The following is a 12943-nucleotide window of genomic DNA, read 5'->3' as shown; positions in this document are numbered from 1 at the left end:
GTAATTGGGCTTCATTCATGGCTGGCTTCCTCCCGGTTTTTCCGTGGTGGTCGCGTGCCCCAGTATTGGAAGAAGTCCGTGCGCAAAGCTCCGTTATAAAGCTTGCGTTTTTTCGTGGCTTTCGCTCCGTAAAATTCTTCAAATTGCAAATCACTGGTTAAGATATACTTGCTCCAAGTAGTCAACGGCTTAAAGACTTGGCCCATTTGCCGATAAAGAACTCGGACCGTTTCTTCTTCCCCCAAACGTTCCCCATAAGGCGGGTTGGCTACGATGACCCCGTATTCCTTGTCCGTCTTAAAGTCTTTCACCGCTTGCTGCTTAAAGGTAATGGAGTCCCCTAGCCCGATTTCATCCGCATTCTTTTGGGCCAAGTCAATCATTGGGCCGCTGATATCATAGCCGCTAATGTCCAATTCCACATCATAATCCGCTGCTTCTTCTGCTGTTTGCCGGACTTTGTCCATGACGTCTTGTGAAAACCAGTCCCACTCTTCACAAGCAAAACTCCGGTTAAAACCTGGTGCAATATTGTGGCCAATCAAAGCCGCTTCGATACACAAAGTCCCGGAGCCGCACACAGGATCCACAAAAGGGCGATCCTTGCGCCAGTTGGTTAACATCACCAAAGCCGCCGCCATATTTTCCTTCAAAGGTGCGCCACCTTTTTCTAGACGATAGCCCCGTTTAAATAAGCTTGGCCCCGTAGTATCCAAGGTCACTAGTACATGGTCTTTTAGTAAAGCCACTTCCAATTGGAACAAAGCCCCGGTTTCAGCCAATGGCACGCTTGCCGGACGGTGGTAATAATTCCGCAATCGGTCCACGATGGCTTTTTTGGTAATCGCTTGGCAATCCGGCACACTGTACAATTTCGATTTAATAGAGCGACCCGCCACAGGGAAATTCGCGTCTAAAGGCAAAAAATCTTCCCAAGGGAGTGCTTTGACTTTTTCGAAAAGCTCATCGAAGGTCAAGGCATCGAATTCTCCCACTACGATTTTTACCCGGTCGGCGGTGCGCAACCAAAGATTTGCTTTGGCGATGTCTTCCATGGTTCCTTTGAAGCGAGCTCGGCCATTTTCGACTTGGCACTCGATGCCCATATCCCGCAGTTCTTTGCCGACTAAGGCTTCTAACCCTGCGGCCGCCGTGGCAATCAGTGAAAATTCTTGATTTTTCTCCATTTTGTTCCCTCATTTTTTAAATTGATAGTTGATTTATCGCATGCGTAGGGACAACAACCCGAGACCGTCTGCCCAACGCTTGGTTTTCGTGAAAACAGGCCCATAATCGTTTCGTTTGCACAAAACAACTATGAGCCTGTCAATCGCCCTGAAAGACTGTGATTTTCTATAAGCCATGTTCTGTCCAGGTTGTCTGTCAGGTCCGAGACAACCTTGGGCAATCATCTATCTGCAATTTCATTGCCTTCTTGTATTCGTTTGATTCCGTCAAAGAAGCGCCCCTACCATTGTTTGGGTTGCTCGCTCGAGGGGTTTACCCCGTTCCACCGCCATTGTTTCCAATGGCGCTTCGTCACTGTGGCACTTTCAAGGATACTGACCCATAGCATAGCCTTAGGGTGTTTTTCCTGCCGTTACCGATTTCTCGGTACCCTGGCTTATGGTTTCGCCAGGCACGAACACTACCAGCATCTCAGCCGGTGCGAGCATGGACTTTCCTCAGACCGGTCAAGCCGGCCCGCGATTGCCCGAAAATCACAGTGTCTCGTCAAGAATTAAAATTGACGGGTTTTTTCCAAGTCTTCTGGTGTTTCTTCTTTTGGTTCTTCCACTACGACTTCTTTCTCTTTGGCAAAGTAATTGGCGCTGTTAATGGCAGAACGAGTTTCAGGCGCAACGTTTGGCGTCGTCGTAGTATCCTGATCGAGTTTCTTGTCAAAGACTTCTTTTTCCAAATTGGACAAGCGTTTCAAAATATCAAAGTTGGTCACCACTTGACTCTTAGGTGCTTCTTGCGTAGTGCGAGTCGGTGTTGCACTTTGATTTTTCGACAATTCCGCTACTTTTGCGTTGAGACGGTCGGCCTCTTCTTGCAACGCCAAGATTTCTTTATTGTAGCTTTCGTAATCTTTAATGACATTGTCCAAAAATTCGTCGACTTCGACTGGGTCATAGCCCCGCATCTTCGTCTTGAATTCTTGTTGGAGAATATCTTTTGGACTGTAATTTAAATTTGCCATATATACACCTCATTAACTTTTTCAAAAGAGTAATCTTTCCTATCTATTCTATCAAAAAACTCAGGGAAATCAAATACTATCCTTCTAAACTTGCATTTTGTAGGTCATCCATCGTAATTTTATCAATTTGATAAGGAAAGCTCTCCCCGAAATGCTGGGCATCTTTCAAAAAATACTGGGTTTTTCCGGGAAATTCTTCATCGTAAACCATCAGTACCCCACCAGAGTGTTCCAATAAGAAGCGAGTGTGATTTCGCAGTTGGGCAGGATTTTCATAAGGTTTATGACTGGTGGCCTCTACGAAGTCTGCTTGGGTTTTCAACTTCTGCAACAATGCTTGATTGTTTTCTTTCCATTGATTCCCATATTCTAAAAAAGGAAAAATCACGCCCACGCGTAATTCCGGGTATTCTTCTCGCAGTTCGAAGGCCGCTTGGGCAGCCCAGATTTCCACCCCTAGATTGCCTCCGATTAACAACCACTCCAAACCTTCTTCCAGATAGTCTTTGAGCCGCTGTTTTAGGACATTCTTAATAACTGTGATTTTCGGGTCGTCTTCTTTAAAAACGCCCATTTCATAGCTGCGATAGCCGGTTACCACGAGGGTTTTGATTGGTTCAGCCACGGTTTTTTTCCTTTCCCTACTAGATTTTGGTATAATAGCCCGGTAGGAGAGTGATAGCATGGTTCTCAACTATCCCGACGGACGGCTTTATTCCGATGATATACCGAAAAAGCCCGCAAAACAAGTCCGCACCACCCCGCCGTCTAAAAGAACGGCTCAAACCCAGAAAAAAAACAACTTTGCCAATCGAGGCATGCGCTTTGAAGAAGCCATCAATGAAAGCAATGCTTATTATTTAAGTCGCAATTTGGCGGTGATTCATAAAAAGCCTACCCCGATTCAAATCGTGAAAGTGGATTACCCTCGCCGGAGCGCCGCGGTGATTAAGGAAGCGTACTTTAAAGAAGCTTCCACCACGGACTACAACGGGGTTTACAAGGGCTATTACGTGGACTTTGAAGCCAAGGAAACCAAAAACAAGACTTCATTTCCTTTGAAAAACTTTCACCAGCATCAGATTACCCATATGAACGCTTGCCGCAACCAAGGAGGCATCACCTTTGTTTTATTGTGGTTTTCTCAACTGCAACGCTGTTTTTTCATGGATAGCAAAACATTGGACCGCCACTGGCAAGCACAAGCTACTGCAAAAAAATCGATTCCTTTACAGGTAATCGAAGCCGAAAGCACCGAGATTTTCCTAGGCATTGCCCCGCGGATTCCTTATCTTGATGCTTTGGACCACTATATCGCACTAAAGGAGCAAGAACATGACAACTGATACCCCTTCAAGAGCTGCTCGGAATCAAAACAAAAAATCGGGAAAACAACCCCCGAAAAAAAATGGCAAAAACAATAAACCAAAGAAAAAACGCTCAGTAGGAACGATTATCTTCCGCGTGGTGGCGAGCCTCTTTATTTTAGGCATGCTAGCTTTTCTCGGAGGTGTGGGTTTGTTTTGGTATTACGCCAAGGATGCCCCGAAAATCGACGACACCAACCTGGAATCCGCCGTGTCCTCCACTTTATACGCTAGTAATGGCGATAGCTACGCCGAATTAGGAGCCGAACGCCGGGAAACGATCACCTCCCAAGAAGTGCCTCAGCTACTAGAAGACGCCATCGTTTCCGTGGAAGACAAGCGCTTCTACAAACACATTGGGGTAGACCCCATTCGAATTATCGGCTCGGCAATTTCCAATTTGACTAGCAATACCACTCAAGGTGGCTCCACTTTAACCCAACAATTGATTAAGCTCTCCTTCTTCTCCACCAAGGCTTCCGATCAAACGTTGAAGCGAAAAGCCCAAGAAGCTTGGATGGCGATTCAATTGGAAAAGGAAAAATCCAAACAAGAAATCCTAACCTACTATATTAATAAAGTCTATATGTCTAACGGGATTTCTGGGATGCAAACCGCCGCCAAAGCCTACTTTGGTAAAGGGCTAGATGAATTGAACCTAGCACAGACCGCTTTGATTGCCGGAATGCCCCAAGCACCAGAAAGCTACGACCCTTACAAGAATCCTGAATTAGCCAAGAAACGTCGGGACATCGTCTTGTACACCATGAAAGAAAACAACAAAATCTCGGAAAAGGAATACAAAGAAGCCGTAGACACCCCTGTGACAGACGGCTTAATCGAATTTACGAACTCTAGTCAAAATTGGGTGAAATACGATGGCTACGTGAAAGAAGTCATTCAACAAGTCAAAGATTTAACGGGGAAAAATGTCTATACCGATGGTTTGGAAGTCTACACGAACTTGGACTTAGATGCTCAAAATCGACTCTATGACATCGTTAATACGGACCAATACGTACAATATCCTGATAGCGACATGCAAGTTGCTGCGACTTTAGTAGACACCCATACCGGGAAAGTCAGCGCCCAAATCGGCGGACGCAATATCGACTCTTCCGTGGTCTTAGGCAACAACTTAGCGGTCAATACTTCTCGGGACTTTGGTTCCACCATGAAACCTGTCACCGACTACGGCCCCGCCTTTGAATATTTGAAAGACTCCACGGGCACCCGCATTGATGATGAGCCTTACACTTATCCCGGTACCGATATAAAAGTCAACAACTGGGACTTGAAATACATGGGCAATATCTCCTTGCGTACCGCTTTAAGTCAGTCACGAAACGTCCCTTCTGTTAAGCTTTTGGACGAAGTGGGCATCGATAAAGCCCATGACTTCCTAAAAGGTCTAGGCATTGAGTACAAAAACATGGTAATCAGTAATGCGATTTCCAGTAATACGGCTCAAGACGGCACGAAATATGGGGTTTCCTCGGAAAAACTAGCGGCTGCCTACAGTGCCTTTGCCAATGGTGGTACCTATTACAAACCGATGTACATCAGCAAAATCGTCTACCAAGACGGTTCCTACGATGAATTTAATCCCGATGGCACCAAAGCCATGGAAGCCGGCACCGCCTATATGGTGACGGACGTCTTAAAGGATGTTATTACAGAGGGTACCGGCTACAATGCGGAAATCCCCGGCTTGATTCAAGCAGGGAAAACCGGGACTTCCAACTACACCGATGAGGAACTGGCAAAATTGGGCATTTCCAGCAATGTCTATCCCGATGTCATGTTTGCCGGCTACACTCCAGACTTCTCCTTGTCAGTTTGGACAGGTTACAACAATCGCATGACGCCGATTACCAATGATTCCAATATGGTGGCTTCCGATGTCTATCGCAACTTAATGCAATACATTACTCGCAACAGCACCGTTAGCGACTGGGAAATGCCAGAAGACTTAGTGCGCGTGGGTAGTGAACTTTACTGGCGGGATACGTACAAAGCTCCTGAGCCGGAGTCCTCTGTGACCCCAAGCTCCAGCAGCTCTTCTAGTAGTAGTGTGGTAGAAAGCACCTCCACAACAGAGTCTACTACATCATCCAGTTCCGAAAGCTCTACCACCGAGTCTTCTAGCTCGTCGTCAAGCTCCAGCTCGAGTTCCGAAAGCTCCACGACGACACCAAGCAGTTCAACACCGGAAAGTAGCACGACACCAAGTAGCGAAACGCCAGAATCTTCCTCAGAAGAAAACCCTGGAAACAACAATAACCAAGGCCAAGGAAATGGTAATGGCAACGGAAACGCCAATGGTGATGGTAACAACAACGGCTAAACCCCATCGAATACAAAAAAACGCAGTTTCGGCAATCCGCTGAAACTGCGTTTTTTCTTTAGTTCTTTTTAATGCCTAAACGCTTTTGCCCGTCTTGGCAGAGGAAAAGCAACGGACAGCCTTCACACTTAGGACTGCGAGCGGTACAGTGGTAACGCCCAAAAAAGATCATGGTGTGATGGGCATGAACCCAAGTTTTTTTCGGTAATTTCTTCATTAAGGTTTCTTCCACTTGTAAAACCGTGGCATCTTGCTTGCAAATATGCAGGCGTTTGGAGACGCGTTCCACATGGGTATCCACGGCAATGCCGGGAATCCCAAAGGCGTCCCCTAACACTACATTGGCGGTTTTTCGTCCGACTCCCGGTAACGTCATTAATTCTTCTTTCGTGTGGGGCACTTCCCCATTGAAATCCGTTAAGAGTTTGGCGGCACAGGCTTTGATGTTTTTAGCCTTATTGCGATACAGGCCGATGGTTTTGATTTTGGCAATGATTTCTTCCACCGGAGCTTGCGCGAGGGCTTCAGGAGTAGGATAAGCCGCAAACAAAGCCGGTGTTGCCTTGTTTACCGAAACATCGGTAGCTTGGGCGGATAAAATCACCGCGATCAATAATTGAAACGGGGTCCCTGCGACTAATTCCCCATGGGCCTCAGGGAACATCTCTCCCATGATTTGTAAGGCTTCCCGGGTTTTCGCTTGGTTTAACAGCATACTCAGTCCTCCTTAAAGGGATTGTGCAACGTTACAGGCGGCAAAGAGTCGTCTTGTGCTTGATTCCCAGTCTTATCGGCAGCTTTTTGCATGATTTGCAACTTCCGACGGGACTGCTCTTGGGCCACTTCTTCCTTGTTGCGGATGTTTTTACTTTCCCAGTTTAATAAAATGCGATCGATGTAGCTGAGGTTACGAGCCTGATGAGTTACCGCTTCTTTTAAAGCCAGGCGAATCAATTCCGGATCGTAGTGGTCTTCGTTTAACCAACCAGCGATTCGTTCAAATTCTAAAGGAGACAAAGGTCTGCCAAATTCTTGTTCAAAGGTTTTGTATAGATTACTGACCTTATCTGCTGTAGCTTGAGCGCTTTTGGTTTGGGCCTGTTGCTGATAGAGCTTGGTCAATTTTTCAAATAATGGCCGAAAATCATAGGTATCGGTTTGCTTTCCTTGGGCATCTTTTTGTGTGACCAAACGCAAATGTTGCTTCTGATCGGCCTGGGCCAAGAGCTGAAATACTCTCGTTTGGGTAATGCCCATGCTTTGAGCCACCTGATTGAGATCAGGATAGGCACCTTTTTCCTGATACGCGTACAATTCGAGCCAAAAGACCAACTCCTCGGCATCCATGCCTAGTTCATGATAGTGTTTTAAAATCATGCGGGGGACACTGACCTGCCCCGCTGCTAAATATGCTTGAAAAAAATCCATCTTGCTCCTTCTTTCCATTCCACCATTACACAAAGAAGACAGAAGCTCTCACCTCTGTCTTCCGGTGTTTATTCGACCTTGGCAATGACTTCGATTTCCACCAAAACCTCTTTTGGCAATCGTGCAACTTCGACTGCTGACCGGGCAGGATACGGCTCGGTAAACGCGGTAGCATAAACCTCATTGAACGTCGTAAAGTCTGCCATGTTTTGTAAGAAACAAGTCGTCTTCACCACAGCAGAAAAGTCGACTCCGGTAGCATGTAAGATGCCCTCTATATTCTTTAAGACTTGTTTGGTCTGCTCTTCAATGGTAGTCCCGACCACTTCCGCGGTACTAGGGTCCAGAGGCACTTGGCCGGAAGCAAACAGCAAACCATTGACAATCCGTCCTTGGGCATAAGGCCCAATAGCTGCCGGTGCTTGATTTGTTTGAATGACGTTCATCAGCTTTCCTCCAATTTCTGACAGTCGGGGCAAAGGCCATAGACTTCCAAACGGTGTTGGTTGATTTGATAGCCGGTTAAGCGGCCAGCCGCCATTTCCACATCTTCTAAACCAGGATAGTAGAAATCGGCAATTCTCCCGCAACGCACGCAACAAGCGTGGTAATGGGGTTTTTGGGTAAAGTCAAAGCGACTGGCGTCATCGCCAAATTTCAATTCGGTGACGATGCCTTTTTCCGTAAACAAACGGAGATTATTGTAAACCGTCGCCACACTAACATCCGTGACGGTATCTGCCAAAGCATGGTAAATCTCATCGGCAGTCGGATGGTCATGGGTGGAGGCGAGGTATTGAATGATTTCGTAACGTTGACTGGTGATCCGCACGCCTTCGTCTCGTAGCTTTTGGATCGTTTTTTCCACAGTCGCATCTTCCATTGCGGATTGCCCCTTTCGTTTTCTCTATCATACTAGAAGTTTCCCAGAATTTCTAGCGAGAGTCTAAGAAATCAAAAAGACGAGCCTAAAAACAGCTCGTCTCTCAGTTGTTTAGTTAAGTTTTTAAAAAGACTTACTCGTCAAATTGGTACAAAGCCGTGGATAAGTAGCGTTCCCCGTTATCCGGAACCACGGCTACTACTTTATGGCCAGTGCCTAATTTTTGTGCCACTTGAATCGCTGCCGCAATCGCCGCTCCTGAGGAAATACCCACTAAGAAGCCTTCTTTTTCCCCTACTAAACGAGCCGTGGCCATGGCGTCATCGCTAGTAATCGGCAACGTTTCGTCGTAAACCTTTGTATCCAATGTATCGGGAATAAAGCCGGCACCAATCCCTTGAATCTTGTGAGGCCCAGGTTGCTTGCCTTCCAAAACAGCCGATTCAGCAGGTTCGACGGCATAGATTTTAATTTCTGGGAAAGCTTTTTTCAACGCACGACCAGCTCCGGTCAAAGTACCCCCAGTTCCAATCCCTGCTACAAAAGCGTCCAAACCAGTCTCTTTAAAGTCGACGATGATTTCTGGACCAGTGGTTTCTTCATGAATTTGCGGATTTGCCATATTTTCAAACTGCAATGGCAAGAACCACCCGTTTTCCTTCGCTAGTGCTTCTGCTTTGGCAATGGCTCCTTTCATACCTTCAGCTCCAGGGGTTAGAATCAATTTCGCCCCATAAGCTTGCATGAGTTTGCGCCGTTCAATACTCATGGTATCGGGCATGACAATGACTACTGAATAGCCCTTTGCCGCTCCTACCATAGCCAGTCCGATACCAGTATTTCCTGATGTGGGTTCGACGATGGTATCCCCGGCTTTTAAGCGACCGTCTTTTTCTGCGGCTTCTACCATGGATAAAGCAATCCGGTCTTTCACGGAACTACCTGGATTGAAAAATTCCAATTTCACGTAAACATCTGCGGCCCCTTCAGGCACGATTTGGTTTAATTTGACGATTGGCGTTTTACCGATTAACTCCAAAGATGATGCATAGACTGTCATAACTGTCCCTCCGTTTGCGTAATGGTTGTACTTCAGTTCATCATAACCAATTTTCTGAAATTCTGCTAGTCAGAGGCTTTTTTTGCTGGTTTTGCTACTGGACCAGTATCCACAGCGGATGGCTTTTAACAAAGAATTTGCTTTTGGTAAAGACAAAAAAAGACAAGGAAAACTGCTTCCTTGTCTTTTTACTATTTGATTAAACACTCAATTGTTGGCCAATCATGATGACATCACTAGTCAAACCATTATTTGCCATTAATTGATCGACAGAAATGCCATATTTGCTAGCAATCCCCCAAAGAGAATCCCCGGCAACGACTGTATAGCTTCCACCAGTGCTGCTGGAGTTGCTACTGTCTGTGGTAGTTGTCGTAGCACTGACACTTGTGCTGACCTCGGTGGTCGTAGTGGTAGCACCAGTACTTGGTGTATCGTATTGGGTCAAACCATAGGCCGAAATCAAGTAATTTAGCTTGGAGCCATAACTTGGGTCCGTTGCATAACGACCGGTTAAATAAGCGGTCGCGTCTTGGTAGCTAGAAGTATTGCTCTTCCATGCGCCACTGTAATGAGCGGTACCACTGGCAAAGCTCGTGCTCTTCAAGACATTGGCATGTTCTTGAATGGATTCCCAGTAAGAGTTGTAAGTTTGGAAAGGTTCATTCATAGTCACCCATTGACCATCCAAGTATTCTTGGGTCGCCAAGTAGACTGGGTTGCTATCGCTATAGCCTTTCACGCCAAACAAGTTGTAATAAGGAGCCTGGGACAGCGTAGAACCGCCATTGCCACTTTCCAATAGCGCTTGGGCGATCATCACTGAAGCGTAAAGGTCGTTGGCTGCCGCGATTTGGCTAGCAGTTGAACCGATTTGGTTAATCAAGCTTTGCGCTGCATCCGCTTGTTGGTAATTGTATTCTGCGGCTTCGACTTGCGTGCCAGGTAAAGTCAGTGCCACTGGAGCGATGGCCAAACCAGTACCTACGACCGCTGCGCCACTTACGAGTTTACGACGTTTTTCCAACGTTTGAAAACGGCGTCGCTGTCCCCGAGTCTTAAATTCTTCCATTAAGGTGCCTCCTGTAAAGTGTTTTATGACCATTGAAAAACATAGATTATACATCAACGTTTATATTATACGGAGGACTTCCCGGAAGAACAAGCAATACGTCCCTTTCTAAAACAAATTTCGCCAAATTCTCATTCTCGGCGGAGCATTCGCACGATTAAAAGACCTTAAAAAGCCCTTGTCGGTATTCGACAAGGGCTAAAGACTTTTTAAAGACTATTAAAGGTGTTAACCACGTTTTCAGCAGTGAAGCCAAATTCTTTCATAATGGTTCCTCCTGGAGCGGAAGCACCAAAGTGATCGATAGCAATCATCTTGCCGGCATCCCCAATGTAGCGTTCCCAGCCGAATGATGCAGCTGCTTCAACCCCTACCCGCTTGGTCACGGCTTTTGGCAAGACGGATTCTTTGTAACTTGCGGATTGTTGTTCGAAAAGATCGAAACTTGGAATCGAAACTACGGAAACGTCTTTGCCTTCTGCTAACAATGCTTTTTGAGCTTCCACAGCCAAGGCAACTTCAGAACCGGTGGCAATCAAGATACCCGCTGGTACGTCTCCTTGTTGTGCAGACAAGACGTAACCACCTTTGGCCACCATTTCATCTGCCGTTGTTGCTGTGTTTGGCAAGACTGGCAAGTTTTGACGACTTAAAACCAAAACAGTTGGTTTGTCTTTCGTGGTCATAGCCACTTTCCAAGCAGCCCGAGTTTCGTTGCCGTCAGCAGGACGAATCACTTGGACGTTTGGCATGCAACGCAAGCTAGCCAATTGTTCCACTGGTTCGTGCGTTGGGCCATCTTCACCTACTGCCACGGAATCGTGGGTCAAGACGTAAACCACCGGTACATTTTGAATGGCAGACAAGCGAACTGCTGGACGCAAGTAATCGGTAAAGACGAAGAATGTCCCGCCGTAAACTCGTGTACCACCGTGGAGTTGAATTCCGTTCATAGCCGCTGCCATAGCGAATTCCCGTACACCAAACCAGATATTGCGACCAGCGTAGTTTCCTGGTTCGAAGGCTGTTTCGTCGCCTACCATCGTGTTGTTGGAAGAAGACAAATCGGCAGAACCGCCCCAGAAGCTAGGGATCTTCTTAGAAAGCTCTTGGATCATTTCTTTGCTGGATACACGGCTTGCTTGGCTTGAGCCTTCTTCGTAAACCGGTAATTCATCAGACCAGCCATGAGGCAATTTATCAGCAAAAGCTGCTTTAAATTGTTCCGCTAACTCAGGGTATTCCAAGCTGTAACGCTCGAACATCCCTTCCCAAGCTGCTTGGGCTTCTGCTCCTCGGTCGATGATGGTTTCTTTAAAGCGGTCAGCCGCTTCTTCTGGCACGGTGAACTCAGGGTAATCCCAGCCATATGCTTTCTTCGCAGCGGCCACGCCTTCTGCTCCAAGGGGTGCTCCGTGTACTTGGTTTGTTCCTTCATTTGGTGCCCCAAAACCGATGATTGTCTTCACTTCGATAATGGTTGGTTTAGCCGTTTCTGCTTTGGCTTCTTCAATGGCTTTGGCGATGGCTTCTAAATCATTGCCGTCTTTCACCAAGATATGTTGCCAGCCGTACGCTTCAAAGCGTTGGCCGACATTTTCAGTGAAGGCCATGGAAGTCGGGCCATCAAGGGAGATGTCGTTTGAATCGTACAAGACCACTAGTTTACCTAATTTCATGTGGCCGGCCATGGAACAAGCTTCTTGAGAAACACCTTCCATTAAGTCCCCGTCCCCACACAAAGCATAGGTATAGTGATCCATTACAGGAAAATCAGGACGGTTGTATGTCGCTGCTAAGTGGGCTTCAGACATAGCCATCCCCACAGCCATAGCAATCCCTTGACCTAGTGGGCCAGTGGTTGCTTCTACGCCGTCCGTATGATTCACTTCAGGGTGCCCAGGGGTCAAGCTGTTCCATTGACGGAAGTTTTTCAAGTCATCCATGCTTACTTGATAGCCAGCACAGTGCAACAAGCTATACAACAATGCAGAACCATGACCTGCGGATAAAACAAAACGGTCCCGGTCAGCCCAGTTACGAGAAGTTAACGGGTTGATTTTCAAATAGCGAGTCCACAAGGTGTACGCCATGGGAGCCGCTCCCATTGGTAAGCCTGGATGGCCGGAATTGGCCTTTTGAACTGCTTCGATACTCAAAGTACGCAGGGTATTAACCCCTAGTTGGTCTACTTTATCAAACAAAATATTCCCTCCTAAATCTTTTAGGTATATTATACCTTTATGCTAACTAAAATACAAGACGCGATTGAAAATGCTTTATTCTCGACCGTGCAGGCCTTTTTCCTTTTGAATCTGCTTCAGTTTGTCCGGAGTCACATCGTTACCTTCTGGGTCGACGACTTTCATGCCTTCGATGTGATGACGCATCCCCGAACGAAAAGCCTCCAAATATTCTTGGCGCAAAGTAATTTGTTCTTTTTCTTCGGCTGCCGTCAAGGTACCGGCCTTTTTCTTCTTGCTGAGCTCATTAATGCGAGCAATTTTTTCCTTTGATAGCACGTTTATCCCTCCTTGTTGGCAATTCTTCTCTATCATAAACCAAAGCCAGGCAAAATTA

Annotated in this window: 13 protein-coding genes and 1 other RNA gene; 2 read left to right on the top strand and 12 right to left on the bottom strand. The window is 46.6% G+C overall.

All coding sequences use genetic code 11. The annotated features are described in order from the left end of the window. Positions 1-11: 11 nt before the first annotated feature. The 4 genes from I579_RS11890 to I579_RS11880 all read right to left on the bottom strand — a co-directional run bounded on the left by I579_RS11890 (position 12) and on the right by I579_RS11880 (position 2819). Entirely contained in the window at positions 12-1187 is a 1176-nt protein-coding gene (locus tag I579_RS11890) for a THUMP domain-containing class I SAM-dependent RNA methyltransferase (protein WP_010753649.1), read from the bottom strand. Positions 1188-1351: 164 nt separating this feature from the next. After that, an RNA gene (gene rnpB, locus I579_RS12725) (RNase P RNA component class B) lies at positions 1352-1722 on the bottom strand. A gap of 19 nt (positions 1723-1741) precedes the next feature. Further along, positions 1742-2206, bottom strand: a complete 465-nt coding sequence (gene gpsB, locus I579_RS11885) for a cell division regulator GpsB (RefSeq protein WP_010753648.1) — start codon at positions 2204-2206, stop codon at positions 1742-1744. A 76-nt stretch (positions 2207-2282) separates the two neighbouring features. Continuing rightward, positions 2283-2819 (bottom strand): SLOG family protein, encoded by a 537-nt coding sequence (locus I579_RS11880; protein WP_034810419.1) that lies wholly within the window; start codon positions 2817-2819, stop codon positions 2283-2285. Positions 2820-2889: 70 nt separating this feature from the next. Between I579_RS11880 and recU the strand changes: the two genes are divergently transcribed. Further along, positions 2890-3552, top strand: coding sequence for a Holliday junction resolvase RecU (gene recU, locus I579_RS11875; RefSeq protein ID WP_010753646.1), 663 nt, complete (start codon positions 2890-2892; stop codon positions 3550-3552). Next, the gene (locus I579_RS11870; protein ID WP_010753645.1) at positions 3542-5920 is read left to right on the top strand and encodes a transglycosylase domain-containing protein; all 2379 of its coding nucleotides are present in this window, start codon (positions 3542-3544) and stop codon (positions 5918-5920) included. The genes recU and I579_RS11870 overlap by 11 nt, the downstream gene beginning before the upstream one ends. Before the next feature lie 58 nt (positions 5921-5978). Here the strand turns inward: I579_RS11870 and nth are convergent, their stop codons facing one another. From nth to I579_RS11830, 8 genes are all read right to left on the bottom strand, one after another. Beyond that, positions 5979-6632 carry an endonuclease III gene (nth, locus tag I579_RS11865; protein ID WP_034810417.1) on the bottom strand — a complete coding sequence of 218 codons (654 nt, stop codon included), beginning with the start codon at positions 6630-6632 and terminating at the stop codon, positions 5979-5981. A gap of 5 nt (positions 6633-6637) precedes the next feature. Then, the gene (locus tag I579_RS11860) at positions 6638-7348 is read right to left on the bottom strand and encodes a DnaD domain-containing protein (RefSeq protein WP_010753643.1); all 711 of its coding nucleotides are present in this window, start codon (positions 7346-7348) and stop codon (positions 6638-6640) included. Between the two features lie 68 nt (positions 7349-7416). Then, the gene (locus I579_RS11855) at positions 7417-7794 is read right to left on the bottom strand and encodes a RidA family protein (protein ID WP_010753642.1); all 378 of its coding nucleotides are present in this window, start codon (positions 7792-7794) and stop codon (positions 7417-7419) included. Continuing rightward, positions 7794-8231: a Fur family transcriptional regulator gene (locus I579_RS11850; protein ID WP_010753641.1), complete on the bottom strand. Its 438-nt coding sequence runs from the start codon at positions 8229-8231 to the stop codon at positions 7794-7796. The genes I579_RS11855 and I579_RS11850 overlap by 1 nt, the downstream gene beginning before the upstream one ends. Before the next feature lie 133 nt (positions 8232-8364). After that, positions 8365-9291 (bottom strand): cysteine synthase A, encoded by a 927-nt coding sequence (gene cysK, locus I579_RS11845; protein WP_010753640.1) that lies wholly within the window; start codon positions 9289-9291, stop codon positions 8365-8367. Between the two features lie 199 nt (positions 9292-9490). Next, positions 9491-10363, bottom strand: coding sequence for a glucosaminidase domain-containing protein (locus tag I579_RS11840; protein ID WP_010753639.1), 873 nt, complete (start codon positions 10361-10363; stop codon positions 9491-9493). 209 nt (positions 10364-10572) lie between these two features. Beyond that, the gene (gene tkt / locus I579_RS11835) at positions 10573-12567 is read right to left on the bottom strand and encodes a transketolase (RefSeq protein WP_010753638.1); all 1995 of its coding nucleotides are present in this window, start codon (positions 12565-12567) and stop codon (positions 10573-10575) included. A gap of 75 nt (positions 12568-12642) precedes the next feature. Further along, entirely contained in the window at positions 12643-12885 is a 243-nt protein-coding gene (locus tag I579_RS11830; RefSeq protein WP_010753637.1) for a DUF896 family protein, read from the bottom strand. Between the last annotated feature and the right edge of the window lie 58 nt (positions 12886-12943).

It is taken from the genome of Enterococcus asini ATCC 700915 (assembly GCF_000407365.1).
GTDB lineage: Bacteria > Bacillota > Bacilli > Lactobacillales > Enterococcaceae > Enterococcus_C > Enterococcus_C asini.
Note: the sequence above shows the minus strand (reverse complement) of the source record. Positions and strands in the feature narration are given on the sequence as shown.